19 protein-coding genes are annotated in these 19877 nt (G+C 45.4%); 18 read left to right on the top strand and 1 reads right to left on the bottom strand.

Annotated elements, in window-relative coordinates; genetic code table 11:
* Positions 1 to 8 precede the first annotated feature (8 nt).
* From feoB to nadA, 16 genes are all read left to right on the top strand, one after another.
* Positions 9 to 2192 carry a ferrous iron transport protein B gene (feoB, locus tag LIR34_RS09775; protein WP_173902642.1) on the top strand — a complete coding sequence of 728 codons (2184 nt, stop codon included), beginning with the start codon at positions 9 to 11 and terminating at the stop codon, positions 2190 to 2192.
* A gap of 280 nt (positions 2193 to 2472) precedes the next feature.
* A complete protein-coding gene (locus LIR34_RS09770) occupies positions 2473 to 2673 on the top strand; it encodes a FeoB-associated Cys-rich membrane protein (protein ID WP_161285182.1) in 201 nt (66 codons plus the stop codon).
* A 13-nt stretch (positions 2674 to 2686) separates the two neighbouring features.
* On the top strand, positions 2687 to 2836 hold the full coding sequence (locus LIR34_RS09765) for a hypothetical protein (RefSeq protein WP_173902641.1): 150 nt from the start codon (positions 2687 to 2689) through the stop codon (positions 2834 to 2836).
* Positions 2836 to 3201 carry a heavy-metal-associated domain-containing protein gene (locus tag LIR34_RS09760; protein ID WP_173902640.1) on the top strand — a complete coding sequence of 122 codons (366 nt, stop codon included), beginning with the start codon at positions 2836 to 2838 and terminating at the stop codon, positions 3199 to 3201. The genes LIR34_RS09765 and LIR34_RS09760 overlap by 1 nt, the downstream gene beginning before the upstream one ends.
* Before the next feature lie 96 nt (positions 3202 to 3297).
* Positions 3298 to 3732 (top strand): DMT family transporter, encoded by a 435-nt coding sequence (locus tag LIR34_RS09755; protein WP_173902639.1) that lies wholly within the window; start codon positions 3298 to 3300, stop codon positions 3730 to 3732.
* A 132-nt stretch (positions 3733 to 3864) separates the two neighbouring features.
* Positions 3865 to 4494 (top strand): helix-hairpin-helix domain-containing protein, encoded by a 630-nt coding sequence (locus LIR34_RS09750; RefSeq protein ID WP_265107722.1) that lies wholly within the window; start codon positions 3865 to 3867, stop codon positions 4492 to 4494.
* A 10-nt stretch (positions 4495 to 4504) separates the two neighbouring features.
* Positions 4505 to 5194, top strand: coding sequence for a response regulator transcription factor (locus LIR34_RS09745; RefSeq protein ID WP_161285185.1), 690 nt, complete (start codon positions 4505 to 4507; stop codon positions 5192 to 5194).
* A 3-nt stretch (positions 5195 to 5197) separates the two neighbouring features.
* A complete protein-coding gene (locus LIR34_RS09740) occupies positions 5198 to 6625 on the top strand; it encodes a sensor histidine kinase (protein WP_173902638.1) in 1428 nt (475 codons plus the stop codon).
* A gap of 10 nt (positions 6626 to 6635) precedes the next feature.
* Positions 6636 to 7580, top strand: coding sequence for a GerMN domain-containing protein (locus LIR34_RS09735; protein ID WP_173902637.1), 945 nt, complete (start codon positions 6636 to 6638; stop codon positions 7578 to 7580).
* A gap of 27 nt (positions 7581 to 7607) precedes the next feature.
* Positions 7608 to 9839 (top strand): DNA internalization-related competence protein ComEC/Rec2, encoded by a 2232-nt coding sequence (locus LIR34_RS09730; RefSeq protein ID WP_173902636.1) that lies wholly within the window; start codon positions 7608 to 7610, stop codon positions 9837 to 9839.
* Between the two features lie 59 nt (positions 9840 to 9898).
* The gene (locus LIR34_RS09725; protein ID WP_173902635.1) at positions 9899 to 11968 is read left to right on the top strand and encodes a glycosyltransferase family 39 protein; all 2070 of its coding nucleotides are present in this window, start codon (positions 9899 to 9901) and stop codon (positions 11966 to 11968) included.
* Complete coding sequence (gene holA, locus LIR34_RS09720) at positions 11965 to 12951, top strand: DNA polymerase III subunit delta (RefSeq protein WP_161285190.1); 987 nt, start codon at positions 11965 to 11967, stop codon at positions 12949 to 12951. Before LIR34_RS09725 ends, holA begins: the two co-directional genes overlap by 4 nt.
* Positions 12952 to 13283: 332 nt before the next feature.
* Positions 13284 to 14567: an L-aspartate oxidase gene (locus LIR34_RS09715; protein WP_173902634.1), complete on the top strand. Its 1284-nt coding sequence runs from the start codon at positions 13284 to 13286 to the stop codon at positions 14565 to 14567.
* The gene (gene nadC, locus LIR34_RS09710; RefSeq protein ID WP_161285192.1) at positions 14564 to 15415 is read left to right on the top strand and encodes a carboxylating nicotinate-nucleotide diphosphorylase; all 852 of its coding nucleotides are present in this window, start codon (positions 14564 to 14566) and stop codon (positions 15413 to 15415) included. Before LIR34_RS09715 ends, nadC begins: the two co-directional genes overlap by 4 nt.
* A 14-nt stretch (positions 15416 to 15429) precedes the next feature.
* On the top strand, positions 15430 to 15981 hold the full coding sequence (locus LIR34_RS09705; RefSeq protein WP_161285193.1) for a transcription repressor NadR: 552 nt from the start codon (positions 15430 to 15432) through the stop codon (positions 15979 to 15981).
* On the top strand, positions 15978 to 16895 hold the full coding sequence (nadA, locus tag LIR34_RS09700; protein WP_161285194.1) for a quinolinate synthase NadA: 918 nt from the start codon (positions 15978 to 15980) through the stop codon (positions 16893 to 16895). Before LIR34_RS09705 ends, nadA begins: the two co-directional genes overlap by 4 nt.
* Positions 16896 to 17047: 152 nt before the next feature.
* Here the strand turns inward: nadA and rpsT are convergent, their stop codons facing one another.
* On the bottom strand, positions 17048 to 17326 hold the full coding sequence (rpsT, locus tag LIR34_RS09695; protein WP_070100264.1) for a 30S ribosomal protein S20: 279 nt from the start codon (positions 17324 to 17326) through the stop codon (positions 17048 to 17050).
* Between the two features lie 263 nt (positions 17327 to 17589).
* On the opposite strand from rpsT, the gene gpr reads away from it, so the two are divergent.
* On the top strand, positions 17590 to 18498 hold the full coding sequence (gene gpr / locus LIR34_RS09690) for a GPR endopeptidase (protein WP_161285195.1): 909 nt from the start codon (positions 17590 to 17592) through the stop codon (positions 18496 to 18498).
* Between the two features lie 24 nt (positions 18499 to 18522).
* Positions 18523 to 19773, top strand: coding sequence for a stage II sporulation protein P (locus tag LIR34_RS09685; protein WP_265107721.1), 1251 nt, complete (start codon positions 18523 to 18525; stop codon positions 19771 to 19773).
* Positions 19774 to 19877 lie beyond the last annotated feature (104 nt).

Below are 19877 nucleotides of genomic sequence, written 5' to 3'. Positions count from 1 at the left end.
AAGAAAGAATGGCAATCAAGATTGCGCTTGCCGGCAACCCGAACTGTGGTAAAACAACAATGTTCAACGCATTAACGGGCGCTAACCAGTATGTAGGAAACTGGCCGGGAGTTACTGTAGAGAAAAAAGAAGGCAGGTTAAAGGGTAAGAGAGGTAAAGGAGAGGACATCATCGTAACGGACCTTCCTGGTATCTATTCCATGTCACCATATACACTGGAAGAGGTAGTCAGCCGTGACTATGTTCTGAAAGAGAATCCGGATGTTATCATCGATCTTGTCGATGCAACAAACATCGAGCGTAACCTGTATCTGACAACACAGCTGATCGAGACTGGTGTTCCGGTCGTCATTGCCCTCAATATGGCAGATCTTCTTGAAAAAAGAGGAATCAAGATTGATGTCAAACGTCTTTCCATGCTTCTTGACTGCCCGATCATTGAGACATCCGCTCTGAAAGGAGAAGGTCTTGATAAACTGATCGATGAGGCAGTCAAAACAGCAAAGAAGAGCAGAGTTGATCTTCCGAAAGAGATTTTTTCAAAGGAGATGGAAGAAGCTGTCAGCGAAGTAAAGAAGGTTCTTCCGGAATCCATCACAGAGGATAAGAAAAGATGGTATGCGGTCAAGTTCCTTGAAAATGACGAGAAAGTAAAGGAAGCCACAAAGCTTTCTGCTTCTGCACAGTCTGTTGTAGACAGCAAACGTCAGGCTCTTGAGAAAAAGCATGACGACGACATGGAAAGTATTGTGACAGATGAGAGATATACTTTCATTCAGAAGATTGTAAATACAACAGTCAAAAAAGGTAAAGATAAACTGACAGTATCTGATAAAATCGACCGTATCGTTACCAACCGTATTCTTGGTATCCCGATCTTTATCGCAATCATGTGGCTTGTATATTATGTATCTGTAACAACAGTAGGTACATTCGTGACAGACTGGACAAATGATGTATTTGTAGTAGCTGTTCAGGATTTCTTCAGCAACATTCTTGGCAGTATCGGTGCCGGAGATATGGTGCAGGGACTTGTTGTTGACGGTATCATTGGTGGTCTTGGTGCAGTACTTGGATTCGTTCCTCAGATGGCGATCCTGTTCCTGTTCCTGTCCATTCTTGAAGACTGTGGTTATATGGTTCGTATCGCGTTTGTTATGGACCGTGTATTCCGTCATTTCGGACTTTCCGGTAAGAGCTTCATCCCGCTGCTGATCTCTTCAGGCTGCGGTATTCCTGGAATCATGGCTTCCAAAACTATCGAGCAGGATAATGACAGACGTCTTACCATTATGACAGCAACCTTTATTCCATGTGGCGCAAAGCTTCCGGTCATCGCACTTATGGGTGGTGTGATCGCAGGTGAGACCGCAGGATATGCAGAGAGCTCCTTTATCGCTCCTCTGATGTACTTCATCGGTATTGTAGCTGTACTTGTAGCTGCGATCATCCTTAAGAAAACAAAACCGTTCTCCGGTAAACCGGCTCCGTTCGTAATGGAGCTTCCGCAGTATCATGTTCCGCAGGTCAAAACAGTTCTTCTTCATGTATGGGAAAGACTGAAAGGCTTTATCATCAAAGCCGGTACAATCCTGTTCCTTGCCTGCGTAGTCATGTGGTTCCTCGGTGGATTTGGATTCACAGATGGCGGATTTGGTATGGTAGAAGACAGTGCGGATAGTCTTATGGCAGCAATCGGTGGTGTGATCGCTCCGATCTTTGCACCGCTTGGATTCGGTGAATGGCAGCCGGTAGCAGCTTCTATCTCCGGATTTACAGCAAAAGAAGCAATCGTATCTACCATGGGTGTCCTGGCAAATGTAGCCGGTGATACAGAAGATGCAGTGAATGTTGCTGCTGGTGTTGCATCCTGGTTCCCGACAGGAATCGCTGCTTTCTCCTTCCTGATGTTCAACCTTCTTGACTCTCCTTGCCTTGCAGCAATTGCAACCATGGCAAAAGAGATGAACAGCAGAAAGTGGTTCTGGTTCGCAATTGTTTTCCAGAATGTTTTTGCTTACCTTGTATGCCTGTGCTTCTATCAGATCGGTTCTTTTGTAACCGGCGGGGCATTTGGCATTGGTACTGTAGCAGGATTTGTAGTTCTGATCGTGATGTTATTCATGCTTTTCAGACCGGATCCGTACAAAGATCAGAAAGTTTACGCAAAACGTTCTGTATCTGCAGCCTGATCAAAAATAAAGATGGTGGGGAGTTCCCTGCTTGGATATGATATAATAAATGCTGGATACGGATCGTGTCCGGCATTTATTTCCATACAGTGATGAGTACTGTGGTAACTGTTCACAGGTAATATCCCGCGAGGTGTTTTGTCATGAATATGGCAAAATCCCGAGACATACAGGGCAAAATGCTATCACCGAAGGTGATTTGGAATGCATTTTGACCAAGTTACTGTGAACGGAGTGAACAGTAACGTACTGTGTGGTTTGTTAAGAGAGGATGAGAAAAATGCTTGCAAATATTATAATTATGGTACTGATCCTTGGATATTGTGCCTTTCTGATCTACAAAAGTATAAAGAACAGCAAAGAAGGTAAGCATATGGGCTGCAGCGGATGCAGTGGAAACTGCGGCAGCTGCTGTGGCTGCAGCGGTGCTGCGTTTAAGGGGAATGTACAGACCACCGGCAAAAAGAAACAGCTGAGATAGGAGGCGTTCTGAATTGGGAAATTCGACAGGTTCTACTATGTATATGTTCGGAACAGTTATAGTTGTTTATATCGTCTGCGTGCTGATCTATCAGGGATATCTCTGGATCAGGAAGAAGAAAGAACAAAAGCGAGATGAAGAGTTCAAAAGAGGTGACAGGTAATGGCAGACATAATTATTGTACTGATCGTGGTTGTCTTACTTGGACTTGCACTGAAAGGCTCTTTGAAACATTTTAAAGGAGAGGGTGCCTGCTGTGGAGGCGGCGGTGGAAGCATCTCCGTAGATATTCCGCAAAAAACGCTGGATCATCCGATCCTTGGCAAAAAGACAGTCAAAATTTCCGGAATGCACTGTGAGCATTGTGTCAAAGCTGTTACAGAAGCAATCAATAAGATTGACGGTGCGGCCGCAAAGGTAGATCTTTCCAGAAATGAGGCAGTGGTTTCCTATGACAGAGAGTTGGATGATGAAATCCTCAGAAGGACAGTCAGAGATGCCGGATACAGAGTAGTAAATATCCACTGATGCATAAAAACAGCAGAAACCGTATATGTTAATAACAAATATTATGAAAAGACTGGAGTATCATAAACCAGTCTTTTTTTATACGGAGGAAATCATATGTGGGGATTTTTTGCGGCACTTATTTCAGGAGCACTGATGAGTATTCAGGGAGTTTTTAATACGGAAGTAACAAGACAGAGCAGCCTGTGGGTATCTACAGGCTGGGTACAGCTTTCGGCCTTTGCAGTCTGTGTTCTGGTGTGGCTTTTTACGGGGAGACAGAGTATTGCGGCATTGTGGCAGATAGAAAATAAATATGTGCTTCTGGGAGGTGTGATTGGTGCTTTTATTACAATTACAGTGATCCAGAGTATGGGAGCACTGGGACCGGCAAAAGCCGCTATGCTCATTGTGATCTCACAGCTGATCGTAGCGTATCTGATTGAACTGCTGGGGATTTTTGGCGTAGCCAAAGAACCTTTTGAATGGAGGAAGATTCTGGGAATGCTGATCGCCATAGTCGGGATCGTGATCTTCAAATGGCAAAAATAGAAGTTTCCTATTGTAAAACATAGGGGAATTCGGTAAAATAAGACATGGTCAGGTATACAACCGGGGAAACTGCTTTAATATAGAAAGGAGTGGACCGGTATTACTGAAAAATTAATACGAAATTATTGTGCAGTGCTTGTATGCATTGTGCTGTTTACAGGAATCTTTTGTGTGGGATGTGGATTCAGAAGGGATGAAATTCTGCTGGATGAACAGGAGGGCAGTTCTGCTGTGGATGAGGCGGATGCTCTGGAGGACTTCCCGGAAGTAAGTGAAGTCCCGGAGGTGACACAGGAACCGCAGGAGATTTTTGTAGATGTCTGTGGTGCTGTAAATCATCCGGGAGTTTATGAGATGTCCTCAGACAGCCGCGTGTTTCAGGCAATAGAGGCCGCAGGAGGAATGAGGGAGGATGCTTCGGGCATTTCAGTGAATCAGGCTCAGCCGCTCTGCGACGGACAGCAGGTCTATGTGCCGACAGTCCAGGAGGCAGAGGAGAGAAATCTGACTCCGGTCGTATCTGAGATACAGGATGGTCAAACCGGAACGGAGATGGATGCAGGAACAGGGCTTGTTAACCTTAATACAGCAGATATCCAGACACTTAAGACATTGTCCGGCATCGGAGATTCCAAGGCACAGGCGATCCTTGCTTACCGGGAAGAACATGGAGGTTTTTCCAGTATTGAGGAGGTTATGCAGGTGCCCGGGATCAAGGAAAGTATTTTTTCTAAGATAAAGGATAAGATTGAAGTAAAATAAGGAGAGTAGAATGAGCAGAAAAGTTTTAGTAGTAGATGACGAAAAGCTGATCGTAAAAGGAATCCGTTTTAATCTGGAGCAGGACGGAATGGAAGTGGATTGTGCTTACGATGGAGAAGAGGCTGTAGAGAAGGCGAAGGAGAATAAATATGATATTATCCTTCTGGATCTGATGCTGCCTAAAATGGACGGACTTGAGGTATGTCAGCAGATCCGTGAATTTTCCAATGTGCCGATCGTTATGCTTACTGCCAAAGGCGAAGATATGGATAAGATCCTCGGACTGGATTATGGTGCGGATGATTATATCACCAAACCATTTAATATTCTGGAAGTCAAGGCACGTATCAAGGCCATTATGCGCCGCGCCCGTTCTGAACACGAAGAAAAAGAAAAAGCCAAGACCATTCAGGCAGGTGATCTGAAGCTGGATTGTGAAAGCCGCCGCGTATTTATCGCAGACAAAGAGATTAATCTCACTGCAAAGGAATTTGATGTGTTGGAACTTCTGGTATTTAATCCAAATAAAGTCTACAGCCGTGAGAATCTTCTGAATATTGTATGGGGATATGAATATCCGGGGGATGTCCGTACGGTTGATGTACATATCCGCCGTCTTCGTGAAAAAATTGAGGCCAATCCCAGTGAGCCCAAATATGTACACACCAAATGGGGTGTGGGATATTATTTCCAGGCATGATCCATGGAAACGAAAAAAAAGACAAAATTCTATAAAAGTCTGCGTTTTCGTATCCTTGTTATCCTTATTATTCTGGGAATCGTGCCGGGAATTATCGTGACACAACTGATGATACATTATTACGAAAATCAGGCAGTGGAAGTAAGTGTAAGTGCAGTACGCACAGAATGCGAGATCCTCTGTGATCAGATCATCAAAGAAAATTATCTTAATGACTCCAGTTCTGAGGCTGTCAACAGCAAGCTGGAGTTATTGTCTAATGTTTATGGAGGAAGAATCCTTCTGATTGACAGAGATTTTAAGATTGTCAGAGATACCTACCATGTGGATGAAGGTAAAACGCTCGTATCGGGCAAAGTAATCCAGTGTTTCAAAAACGGTGCCTCAGATGAATTCAGAAGAATCGGACAGATGATCGAGCTGGTGGTTCCAGTCAAGAGTGCAGATGTAGCTCAGATTCAGGGGGCTATGCTGGTTGATATTTCGGGGGGTGAGATTGCCGCTATCTCCGGAGACCTTGAACAGAAGGGCATTCTGATCATCGGTATCATTATAGTATTATCACTGTTTCTGGCCTATATTCTGTCCACGATTCTTGTCAAACCACTTGCGAGAGTCACCAAGGCAATCGAGGATCTGACAGATGGATATCAGCAGGATGAAATCTGCGTACCGGACTATACAGAGACGGAACTTATCACTGATGCATTTAATAAGATGCTTGCCAGAATGAAGGTGTTGGATGAGTCGAGATCGGAGTTTGTATCGAATGTATCCCACGAACTCAAAACACCTATGACTTCCATGAAGGTTCTTGCAGATTCTCTGGTAGGACAACAGGGTGTTCCAGAAGAACTGTATCAGGAATTCATGCGTGATATCACAGCGGAGATTGACCGCGAAAACAGGATTATCACAGATCTTCTGACGCTGGTTAAGATGGATAAGAAAAATGCGGATCTTCAGATTCAGCATATGTCGATAAATCAGCTTCTGGAGGATATATTAAAGAGACTTCGTCCGATTGCGGATAAACGCAGCATTGATCTGATCCTTGACAGTTTCCGTCCGGTGGAGGCGGACGTGGACGAATTGAAGTTTACATCTGCAATCAGTAATCTGGTTGAGAATGCCATTAAGTACAATGTGGACGATGGCTGGGTAAGGGTATCACTGGATGCAGATCATAAATATTTCTATGTGACAGTTGCCGATTCCGGAATGGGCATCCCGGAAGATTCCTTAAGCAGGATCTTTGAGAGGTTTTATCGAGTGGACAAATCTCATTCCAGAGAGATTGGCGGAACAGGTCTGGGACTTGCAATCACAAGAAGTACGATCGGTATGCACCATGGAGTGATCAAGGTATTCAGCAAAGAAGGGGAAGGAACTACTTTTTCTGTTCGTGTCCCACTTTCGTATATTCCGTAGGAGGTGTCGGATGAAGAAAATATCAGGTGTGCTTCTTCTGGCACTGCTGGTCTGTACTCTGTTTGCAGGATGCAGCATAGAAACTATACAGTCAAAGGAAGAAGAAAGTAAATATAATTCTTATTATCTCAATACAAATGAGACCCGCCTTAAGAGTGAACCTTATGAGCCGGAGGAAGAAAAAAAGGAATACATGGTAAAAGCACTGATCCAGAAATTAGGAAGCAGGGAAATACCGGAGGACGGAATCAGCCTTCTCCCGGAAAAGGTTTCTATAAGCTCTTATGATCTTCAGGATAAGCTTTTGATCATAGATTTCAGTAAAGAATATTCGGAAATGAGCAAGATAAGAGAAGTCCTCACAAGAGACGGAATTGTGCAGACATTTCTTCAGATTCCGGATATTGATAAGGTTCGCTTTACAGTAGCCGGTCAGCCTCTCAAGGATTCCAGAGGTCAGGATATCGGAGATATGACAGAGCATACATTTGTGGAACTGTCAAAGAAGGATGAGGCTAACTATCGGTATGATACGTTTACCTTATATTTTGCAGATAAAAGTGGTAAGCGGCTTCTGAAGGAAATGCGTAATGTCTGTTACAGACGAACACTTTCGAAGGAGCGTGTTGTTCTGGAACAGCTTGCCAAGGGACCGATGGAAGAAGAACATTATGCGACGATTCCGGCGAATACCATGGCAATCAGTGTGATCACATCGGACAGAATCTGTTATATTGATCTGAACAGTGAGTTTCAGGATGCGGCACTGGAGGTGGCAGAAAACATTTCTGTGTATTCTGTAGTAAACTCGATCATTGATTCCTGTGAAGCAGATAAAGTACAGATATCAATAGAAGGAAGCAATGGGGGCAATTTCCGGAAGAAATTACCACTTTATAAATTTTATGAAAAGAACCAGGATCTTGTAGTTCCGGATGCGGAAGAAAAATCCTGAGATATTTCTATACAGAAGGGAAGAGGAATGCATAAAAGACCAGTGTGCTGTGTATGTGTGTTCCTGATGCTTTTTCTTTGCATTCTGGATCTGGCAGGGGTTTCAATTGTAAGAGGAAATCCCCTGCCGCAAAAGGTCCGGCAATGGATCAAAGCACATCCATCCGCTGTCATTTGCGGGGAAGTACAGCGATGTCAGGACACGGAGTATTCTCTTTCTGTCTATCTGAAACAAGTCTATCTGACTGATCAGTCAGAAAAAATTCCCATCAGAAATATAAGAGTTTTTTTAAAAGAAAATATAAAAGAAGATTTGAAGACAGGCATGATTATCCAGGTCAAAGGAGAGCTGGAGCGGATTTCTGCGCCCGGAAATCCAGGAGAATTTGATCAGCAGCAGTATTATGCCTGTCAGAAGATCTATTATTTTATGAAGAATGCAGTGGTGCAGAAAAAAAGCAGAAGCTATTCCAGATATGGACAGGCATTGACAGAGCTTAGAGAAAAAATTGCAGAGACGCTGCAAAAAGCGGCAGGGGACAAGGCAGGAATCTATCAGGCCATGCTTCTGGGAGAAAAGAGTGGTCTGGATGAAGATGTGAAAATGAGATACCAGATGGCAGGGATGATACATATTCTTGCTATTTCCGGATTACACATCAGTGTGCTCGGAATGGGACTGTTCTCACTTCTGAAGAAGCTTTCACTGGGAAATGTACCGGCGGGGCTTATTTCACTTTGCGTGATCCTGCAGTATGGAATGCTGACAGGCAGCAGTGTATCTGCCATGAGGGCGGTGAGTATGTTTGTGCTTGCCGTCGGAGCGAGGATCCTGGGAAGAAGCTATGATCTTCTGACAGCACTGGCTGTATCTGCAATCTTACTTCTGCTGGATACACCGGCATATCTGTACAGCAGCAGTTTCCTGCTTTCGTTTGGGGCAGTGGCAGGTCTGGGGAGTATGGCCCCTGCTCTGAATCGCCTCATCGAGAGTGAGAATCCGTGGGTCAAAACCCTGATATCGTCTCTTGCAGTACAGCTTATGACTCTGCCGGTGGTTCTTAGAATTTATGGAGAAGTATCGATTCTGGGAATTGCCCTGAATCTCATCGTACTGCCAACGGTCAGTGTAGTGCTGGTCTGTGGGCTGTGCTGTAGCCTTGTCGGCGTTTTCAGTATTTTTGCGGCAGGACTCGTTCTGTTTCCGGGTAACCTTTTGCTTGTGATCTATGAGAAACTCTGCATACTGGCTGGAGAGTTTCCGTTTTGCACATGGATCGGAGGTGCACCTGAGATATGGAAGTGCGGGGTGTATTATGTTGTTTTGGCAGGAGGAATCCGGGGGATTCTGATTCTGCATGGCAAATGGGAGAATGACGGGATGAAAATCCGGCAGAAAGGAATGCTCTTGTCGGTTGTTCTTATAAGTGTTCTGTTTCTTGGCTTCCGACAGCGAAATTACCTTTCGGTCACCTGCCTGGATATTGGTCAGGGAGATGCCATTGTGATACAGATCCCAGGAGGAAAGAATATCATGGTAGATGGAGGGAGCAGCAGTAAGAAGAATACGGCGGCCGGTCAGCTGCTTCCTTATCTCAAGAATCAGGGGATTTCCGTGGTTGATGCCATCCTGCTTTCCCATACGGATATTGACCATATCAGTGGCGTGCAGGAACTGATGGACCTGAAAGAAAAACATCTCACAACACTTCGCATAAAATATCTTCTGCTTCCGGACTGGAAAAACCCGGAGCCGGTCTATGATGAACTGGAAGCAAAGGCAAAGCGGTGCGGAATTTCTGTACTGAAGCTGCATCAGGGGCAGAAGCTTCAGTTTGGGGATGCGACTATGAAAATTCTGTCACCCGAACCGGGTGCCGAAGGAACCGATCCAAATGAAGAGGGACTTGTGATGGAGCTTTGCTATGGGAAGTTTCGTGGCCTTTTCACAGGAGATATCGGCGAAGAAACCGAGAAAAAGCTTCTGCCCCGGCTGGATGATGTGGATTTTCTCAAGGTAGGACATCATGGATCGAGGTATTCAAGCTGTCAGGAGTTCCTGGACAGAATACAGCCGGAGGCGGCAGTAATTTCCTGTTCGGAGTCCAACACTTACGGGCATCCGTCACCGGAAACCATAAAGCGGCTGGAGCAGAATGGAATCAAAACGATGTATACAATGAAAAGTGGGGCGGTTACTGTTTCTACAGATGGCGGGCATATGTGGCTGGAAACTTTCTGCGATGGAAAAACAGCATAGAATATGAAGCGATTTTGTAGTATGATAAACAGGAAAATACATCAGAAAAGAGAAAAAACATGAAGAACGTGCAAAAAATAATCCTGTATCTAACCTCTGTACTGCTGCTGGGATGTCTGGGCTGGATTTTTATTCATGCAGTATGTGCCGTCCCACAGGCAAAAAACATATTCAAAGACAAAAACATGCTTCCAGTGATCGTGGCAGGGACGCTGTTTTTGCTGCTGTTGTTCCAGAAGCTTTCCGCTGTCAGCTGTTCGTGGCAAAAGCACACGCTTCTTACAGGAACTGCGGTTGTTTTTCTGATGATTCTGATACTGCAGTTTCTGTATCTGTATTATGTGAGATACTGGGTGGGATATGATAACCTGCTGGTTCTGGATGAAGCATGGCACATGCAGAAAACCGGACATATTTCGCCGGATTTTTATGATTCCTATTTTCAGCGTTATCCACACAATCATCCAATTGTAATCGTATTATACTGGGTGCTTTGGGCAGCAGGAAAGCTGGGAATCGCGGATCTGTACTGGACTCCGCATCTTCTGGGGCTTGTGTGCATGGATACGGCACTGGTGTTTATGTGGAAACTGACATGTGAGACAGCGGATGTTCACAGAGGTTTTTTGCTGGCCGTGCTGAGTCTTTTGAATCCTGTCATCTATATCTGGATGCCGTGGCATTATACAACGGTAAGTCTGCTTCCGTTTCTGAGTGCGGGCATTTACTTTGGATGGAAAGCATGGAAGGCAGAAAAGCTGTCCTGTAAGACAGAATATGCGGCAGTCACAGGTGTTCTGACTGTGCTGGGAATGAGAATCCGGGTGACGGAGGCGATTCTTCTGATTGCTTTTCTGATCATGGCAGTCTGCAAGGGAGGCTGGAAAAAGCAGCTGCTGTTCTGCGTGCTTCCGTTTCTTCTGATGTGCGGAATGACCTGGACGCTGACCGGAGTGGTCAGAAACCATTATGCGGATTTTGACAGTTCGGATAAAGAGTTCCCTCCGGCACATTTCGTGATGATGGGCGTTGGAGGAGATGGAACTTATAAGAAACAGGATGTAGAGTTTACAGGAGCAATTTCCGGGGAAAAAGAGAAGACAAGAGCAGATATTCAGGAGACGGAGAAACGTATCAGGGATCTGGGAGGTGCAGGATTGCTCTCGCTTGCCGGCAGAAAAATGCGGATCACCTGGCAGGATGGATCCTGTGGTTTCCAGTCAGAATGGCTGTATCCACTGAAGGATTCCAGAATATTTCAATATATCTGCGGGGAGAGGAATGACCCGTTTCTCTGCTGGGCACAGATATTTTATGTGCTGGTGCTGTTCTTGACCATATGGGGAACGATATCGGATATGAGGAATGGAAGAACAGGAGTCGGACTTCTTATGAGGCTGCTGCTACTTGGAAATATTCTTTTTTATTTGGGCTGGGAGGCACAAAACCGCTACAGTATCGGGATGAACGGAGTGCTGCTGTTTCTGGCTGCAGAGGCTCTGGATGGACTCTGCACAGAAAAAGCAAAGACCGCAGGACGATCTCTGCAGAAACTTGCAGAGAAAAAGAATGTGTGGAGAATTATGACAGGAACCATGGCTGTGATCCTGATGATTTTGCTGTACAGACCCTTATTTACGGAAGAAACGTCGTGGAGAGAGTTTTCGGTGCGAAATATTTACAGGGCAGGAAAGAATCTTGAAAATATTGTCTCGGGTGAAAGGGTTACCCAGACATTTACTGCTTCTTCCGCCTTTGACTGTATTCTGGTACAGGGATATCTGAAGAACGGTGAGGTATCTGATGGCGGATGTCAGGTGGAGATACAGGATGAAACCGGCAAAACCCTGGTCAGTACATTTCTCACAGCACAGCAGATCGCAGAAAACCAGCTAGATCTTAGTTTTGAACCCGTTGTGCCGGAGAAAGAAACAGTTTATACGATTGTGATCGAACCTCGGGGAATCAGGAAAGATCATGCACTTCAGCTGTATCGGTTTAACAGTTCGATGGATCTGTATCCAAACGGAAAACTGAGCCGCAATGGAAAAGAAGAGAATGGAAATCTGATCTTCTCCGTTTATCAGATAAAAACGGGGATGATTTTCAGGAGGAATTTTGTAAAGTGAAAAATTTACAGGAAGATATTAAGACGGGAAATTTCAAGAAGGTGTATCTTTTGTATGGAGATGAGGCATATCTGAAGATCCAGTACAAGGATAAGCTGCTCAAAGCCCTGAATCCGGACGATGACACGATGAATTTCAGCAGGTATGAGGGAAAAGGAATCGAGGTCAATGCGATGATCGATCTCTGCGAGACGATGCCGTTTTTTGCAGATCACAGAGTAGTCCTTGTGGAAAACTCCGGGTTTTTTAAGAATAAATGTGAAGAACTTGCAGATTATATAAAAACTCTTCCGGACTATATAAGGATGGTCTTCGTAGAGGAAGAGGTGGATAAGCGAAACCGGATGTACAAAGCGGTCAAATCAGAGGGCCGGATCGTGGAGTTTGCAAAACAGGATGAAAAGACACTGATGCGCTGGGCGGCAGGGATTCTTGGCCGCGAAGGACGCAAGATCACCATGCGAGATATGGAGCTGCTTCTGACCAAAACCGGTACAGATATGGGAAATATCCGGAATGAACTGGAGAAACTGATTACCTTTACGATGGGACGTGATGTGGTCACAGCAGAGGATATTGAAGAAATCTGCACGACGAGAACGGAGAATAAGATTTTTGAGATGGTCCGTGCGGTTACAGAGAAAAATCAGAGAAAGGCACTGGATCTTTATAATGACCTTCTGACACTCCGGGAGCCGCCGATGAGGATTCTTTTTCTTTTGTCAAAGCAGTTCCGGCAGATGGTGCTGGCGAAGAAAATGGCAGGAGAAGGTGCGGCACAGAGTGAAATCGCATCGAAACTGGGAGTGCAGTCGTTTGTGGCAAGAAACCTGCTGTCCTGTGCACGGGCATACAGTACTGAGGAACTTGAGCAGGCAGAGGTGGATTTCGCAGAAGCGGAGGAAGCAGTGAAGACAGGCAGGCTTCAGGATGTGCTGAGTGTGGAACTGCTGATCGTGAAGTACAGCAGTTCCGGAAGGTGATTTGGAATGCATTTTGACTCGTAACTGTGAGGGTACTGAATAATTACAAAATGAGAAAATATTGAGGGCGGGCAACTGTTCACAGGTAATATCCCGCGAGGTGTTTTGCCATGAATATGGCAAAATCCCGAGACATACGGGCAAAATGCCATCACCGAAGGTGATTTGGAATGCATTTTGCCCTCGTTACTGTGAACGGAGTGAACAGTAATGAGGGCGGGCAGGCCCTCAAAACAATATACACAGGTGTCTTGACACCCAACATGTCTGGTAGTATAATGGCGGAAATGAAAAAAAGAAAGTCCGGCGTAAACCGGTAAGAGGATAAAAAAATGAATGAATATTATGACGCCATAATAGTAGGAACAGGAGCTGCAGGTCTTTACTGTGCCCTGAATCTGCCTTCCAGAATGAAGATTCTGATGATAACAAAACAGCAGGCTGACCAGTCAGACTCCTTTCTTGCACAGGGCGGCATCTGTATGCTTCGCGGTGAGGGGGATTATAAGAACTACTTCGAGGATACCATGCGTGCAGGTCACTACGAAAACAATGAAAAAGCTGTGGAACTCATGATCCGGAGCTCCAACAGCATTATCCGCGATCTTATCCGCCATAACGTCACCTTCCAGCGCGATGAGAACGGTGAGCTTGCATTCACCAGAGAAGGTGCACATTCCCAGCCAAGAATCCTCTTTTATGAAGATGTGACAGGAAAGCAGATCACCCAGACACTTCTTGGAGAGGCACTGACCAGAGAGAATATCGAAATCTGTGAATATATGACCATGGTGGATCTGATCTCCAGAGACAATATCTGCGGCGGCGTCATCGTAATGGATGAACAGAATAATGTATATCCGATCCGTTCTCCGCATATAGTGCTTGCCTGCGGTGGTCTGGGAGGACTTTATAAGAACTCTACAAACTTCCCTCATATTGCCGGAGACGGACTTGGAATTGCGATGAAGCACCAGGTAGAACTGGAGCATCTGGATTACATACAGATCCATCCGACTACCTTATATTCCCGCAAACCGGGCAGACGTTTCCTGATCTCAGAATCTGTAAGAGGGGAAGGCGCACTTCTGTATGATAAGAACGGACAGAGATTTACAGAAGAACTTCAGCCGAGAGATCTTTTGAGCCAGGCTATTTTTGCACAGATGGAAAAGGATGATACAGAATTTGTATGGGAAGATATGCGTCCACTTGGTGAAAATACCATTCTGAAACACTTCCCGAATATTTTCAAAAGATGTATGGAAGAAGGATTTGACCCGCGCAAAGAGCCGATCCCGGTAGTTCCGGCGCAGCATTACTTTATGGGAGGAATCAAGGTGGACTTAGGAAGCCGCACTTCCATGAAAGGTCTGTATGCCTGCGGTGAGACAAGCTGCAATGGTGTTCACGGCAAGAACCGCCTGGCAAGCAATTCCCTTCTGGAATCTCTGGTCTTTGCAAGAAGAGCCGCAGATGATATAGTATTTGGTGACAAGCCGGAGAAATGCCCGGTAAATACAATTGATACAAATATCTATGAAGACCGTAACGTGATCCTTGATGGTTATCACAAAATGGTATGGAATGAAATCGAAAGGATGAAAAGAGCATGAATGAAATTACAATGAAAATGCAGGCAGATCAGCTGATCCGTATGGCATTACAGGAAGATATCACAAGTGAGGACGTTTCCACAAACGCAGTTATGCCAACTGCAACCAGAGGAACGGTTGACCTGATTGCAAAGGAAGACGGAGTTATTGCAGGTCTTGACATTTACGCAAGAGTATTTACGATCCTTGATGAGAAAACAGAGATCAGTTTTTTCTGTAAGGACGGTGACGAAGTCAAAAAAGGCGAACTGATGGCAACTGTAACAGGCGATATCCGTGTTCTTCTTTCCGGAGAGCGTGTGGCACTCAATTATCTTCAGAGAATGAGTGGTATTGCAACTTACACCAGACAGGTTTCCAAACTTCTGGAGGGAAGCAAGGTTACTCTTCTCGATACCCGTAAGACTACACCGAACTGCCGTGTGTTTGAGAAATACGCAGTAAGAGTCGGCGGCGGATGCAACCACAGATATAATCTTTCCGATGGAGTTCTTCTTAAAGATAACCATATCGGAGCAGCAGGAAGTGTTACAAAGGCAGTGCAGATGGCAAAAGCATATGCTCCGTTTGTACGTAAAATCGAGATCGAGGTAGAAACTCTTGAGCAGGTCAGAGAGGCCGTGGAAGCGGGAGCGGATATCATCATGCTTGACAATATGACTCCGGAAGTGATGAGACAGGCGGTTGAACTGATCGATGGAAGAGCACAGACAGAGTGTTCCGGAAATATTACAAAAGAAAACATCCAGAAGATCCGTGAGATTGGAGTAGACTTTGTTTCCAGCGGTGCACTGACACATTCCGCACCAATCCTTGATATTTCAATGAAAAATCTTCATGCAGTGTGAGAGGGAGGAAGATCATGAATACTGCGGAAAGACGCGGAGAAATTTTAAAGATCCTTCATGATGCGGATACTCCGATAGCCGCAAGAGAACTGGCAGGCAGATTTGGTGTCAGTCGTCAGGTGATCGTACAGGATCTGGCGGTGATCCGGGCCTCTACGCCAGGAATATTATCTACAACCAAAGGTTATGTGATCCAGCAGGACAGCAGTTTTACAAGAGAATTCAAGGTTCGTCACAGTCAGGAGAAAGCAGCGGCTGAGCTGAATCTGATCGTGGACTGCGGCGGCCATGTCAAAAATATCAGCATCAGTCATCGCGTTTACGGACGGGTGACTGCAGAGATGGATATCCGGTCCAGACAGGATGTGAATGAGTTTGTCCAGGCACTTCAGAACAGTCATTCCACAGTGCTTTCAAATGCGACTTCAGGTTATCATTATCATCTTGTTGAGGCATCCAGCGAAGAACGGCTCGATCTGATCGGGAAACAGCTGGGAGAAGCGGGCTTTCTTGCACCGCTTCAGCCATGGGAAGAGACTACAGGAAAGGGAAAGATAAAGTTATGACGATCAAAGAAATTCAGCAGGAGATTCTGCGAATGAAGAAAGAACAGGATGTCTGCATTCTTGCACATGCTTATCAGGGACAGGAGATCCTGGAAGTTGCAGATTATATGGGAGATTCCTACGGACTCAGTGTACAGGCATCCAAGAGTGACTGCAGCGGCGTGATCATGTGCGGTGTACGTTTTATGGCAGAAACCTGCAAGATCCTGAGCCCGGACAAAAAGGTATGGCTTGCGAATCCGGTTGCAGGATGTCCGATGGCAGAGCAGCTTGACCTTGAGGGGCTTCGTAAACTCAAAGCCGAGTATCCGGATTATTCCGTTGTTGCCTATATCAACACGACTTCTGAACTGAAAACAGAATGTGATGTGTGCGTGACATCTTCTTCAGCGGTTCAGATCTGCAGCAAAATTGACAACGACAAGATCCTTTTTATTCCGGATCCGAATCTTGGTCACTTTGTAGCTGAGAAGCTTCCGGAAAAAACTTTCGCATTCTACAAAGGAGGATGTCCAAGACATATCGTAGTCAGTGCAAAAGATGTCGAGAAAGCAAAACAGGCACATCCTGATGCACTTCTTCTGGTACATCCGGAATGTCGTGAGGAAGTTGTGGAGAAAGCAGACTATGTTGGTTCTACAACAGGAATCATGGATTTTGCAAAGAAATCTCCGAACAAAGAATTTATCATCGGAACAGAGAACAGCATTGTGGAGCATTTACAGTTTGAATGTCCGGATAAGAACTTTTATCCGCTGTCTGTCATGCTGACCTGCATGAATATGAAGATCACAACACTGATGGATATTTACAACTGTCTCAAAGGAACAGGCGGAGAAGTGATCGAACTTCCGGAGAATGTAATGGAAGGAGCCGGTCGCTGCATTAATCGTATGGTAGAACTCGGAGGCTGATAAAAAATTAAAACTGCCGTTCGCGGATACTATAGTCGGTATCATGGTGCGGGCGGCAGTTTTTTATATGGAAATAAAAAAAGACAGTCACTGACGGTTTGTGACTGTCCTTTTAATTATAAGCTTATAATTAAAAAATGCAATTTCCTAAATTAGCCAATGCTGTTGACAGCTTTAGACAGACGGGAAATCTTTCTTGCACAGTTGTTTTTGTGATAAACACCCTTGGATGTTGCTTTGCTGATTGTAGAGATAGCCTCTGTAAGAGCAGCCTGTGCAGCAGCTTTATCGTTTTTCTGAACTGCAGTTTCTACTTTTTTGATGGAAGTTTTAACAGCAGAACGGATAGATTTGTTTCTAGCAGCTTTAGTTCTGTTTACTAAAATTCTTTTCTTTGCAGATTTGATGTTAGCCAATTGGTACACCTCCATTTCAGATTTATAATAATGTGTCGTTGTCACAGAAACAGACACGGGCGTTCCTGTAAACATGCTTATATATATTATTATATTTCTCCATGATTGTCAATAGGAAAATCCATAAATGTCAAAAAAAGGACGAAATGCGGTACATAATTCTCCCGGGAATTACAAAAAGTAATAGTAATGGTTCAGTACTTTCAAAGTTACGCGAGAGATTTCCTGCTGAACAGGTATGGGAAACACAACAAATCACAGCATCAGGAGGGTACGATATGACTGGCGGCAGAAGAATTCGAACAGACCTTGCACTGGAAACGACGGAGCGGTTTGCACAGGAAAATACGGAGATCCGTGGCGTGGAAATCCAGGAAGACTACGATGAGGAAAAAGATATCCGGACAACGGTCGTGAAGATTGTTACAGAAAACGGAGCGAAGTCCATGGGGCGGCCGCAGGGAACCTACATTACCATAGAAGCTCCGGATCTTTCAAACGCGGATGAGGATTATCACAGGGAAATTTCCCAGGAGATTTCACGACATCTGCGGGAACTGATCAATCTTGAAAAAGAAAAATCAATCTTGGTTGTGGGTCTTGGAAATGCGGCGATCACAGCAGATGCACTGGGACCGCATGTGATTGAGAATCTTCATATGACGCGGCATCTTATAAGAGAGTATGGACTTCGAGGGATCGGGCAGGAAAAAATGCACTGCGTCAGCGGGATCATTCCGGGTGTTATGGCACAGACAGGGATGGAGACTGCGGAGATCGTGCAGGGCGTTGTTTCAGAGACAAAACCGGATGTGGTGGTTGCGATTGATGCACTCGCAGCACGGAGTGTACGGCGGCTGAATCGGACGATCCAGATCACAGATACGGGAATCCATCCGGGATCCGGCGTGGGAAACCACAGAAATGGGCTTACGGAAGATAATCTTCAGGTAAAAGTGATCGGGATCGGCGTGCCGACAGTTGTGGATGCGGCGACGATCGTGCATGACTCGATGGAGCATCTTCTGGATGCACTGGAGGAAACAGAGCAGAAGGAATTTCTGGAGGAGATGATCGCACCGAATCTTTACAGTATGTTTGTGACACCGAAGGATGTGGATGAGACAGTGAAATATCTGAGCTTCACGATCTCGGAAGGGCTGAACATCGCTTTTTCTGAAGTGTGATCTTCATCAGAAGAAGCAATTGCTGTGAATGAAAGGAACGGGCATAATTCCGAGATTTTTATCATAGGATACCTTGAAAGAGGTGATTCTGTGACAAGGACCCGGAAGACGATCTGTACCCTCATGTGTCTGGCTTTTTTTGCTGTGCTGGCAGTGATGCCGGGTTCTTTTATCATGCAGAAAAATGTGTACAGGCAGCTTCCGCTGTTTCGATTTCTTGAGCGGAAAGCCGCCCGTGATTTCCAGCGGAAAGATCCCGATACGTATGCGAAGATTGTGGAAAACCATACGGAATACCTCGGTGCGATGGTGGAAAAAGAGAATGAAGAGGTGCGGAAGGAGCAGGAGAAGGTCGAGGGACAGGCTCACAAAGAAGCAGCAGACAAGCAGAAGAAAGATTCTGAAAAAGAAACAGAGAAATCTCAGCGGAACAAGCCGGTCACTGCCACACCGGAAGTAACACAGGCCGTTCTGGTTTCAAATAACATACAGCCTGCACCGCGCATCGACCTCTCACCGCAGACCCTCGCAGATTACAATTATCTTATGAACCAGTTTTTTATCGTGGATTCGCAGACCACCACAAATGCAGATCAGTTAAACGCGGCAGAACTTCTCGGAGAAGATCTGACCATACAGAAAGATGCCGCAAAACCGCAGATCCTGCTCTATCATACACACTCGCAGGAAGCTTTTGCGGATTCAAAGGAGGGGGAGGTCGAAGATACGATCATCGGCGTGGGAAATTACCTGACAGAACTATTGACAAAAAACTACGGATATCAGGTGATCCACGTAACAGAAGCCTTCGATATGGAAAGCGGTGAGCTGGACCGCAGTGCCGCCTACGACTATGCAGGAACGTATCTGGAAACGATACTGGAAGAAAATCCTTCTATAGAAGTCGTGATAGATCTTCATCGTGACGGCGTGCCCGAAAACCGACATCTCGTGACCGAAATCAATGGAAAACCGACTGCACAGATCATGTTTTACAATGGATTAAGCTATACGATCGCGAGAGGAAGCCTTGATTATCTGCCGAACCCATACATTCAGGACAACCTGGCGTTTTCATTCCAGATGGAATACCAGGCGGCACAGTATTATCCGGATTTTTACAGAGGTATCTACCTCGCCGGATACCGTTACAACCTCCACCTGCGCCCAAGATCCGTCCTCGTCGAAGCCGGAGCCCAGACCAACACCGTCCAGGAAGTAAAAAACGCTATGGAACCCTTCGCAGATATTTTGAATCGGGTGCTGCAAAATTGAAAAACTGTGCGTCGCATTCTCGTTGCTTCAGTAGTAGTGATGAGTTAGACGCGCAAATTTTTTACAAAAAACATAAAAGAGAGTTTTATTGGACCTAAAAAGAG

The organism is Blautia sp. MSK17_66, assembly GCF_020538025.1.
GTDB lineage: Bacteria > Bacillota > Clostridia > Lachnospirales > Lachnospiraceae > Blautia_A.
The sequence above is the reverse complement of the archived record's forward strand: the minus strand, read 5'-3'. Positions and strand labels throughout refer to the sequence as shown.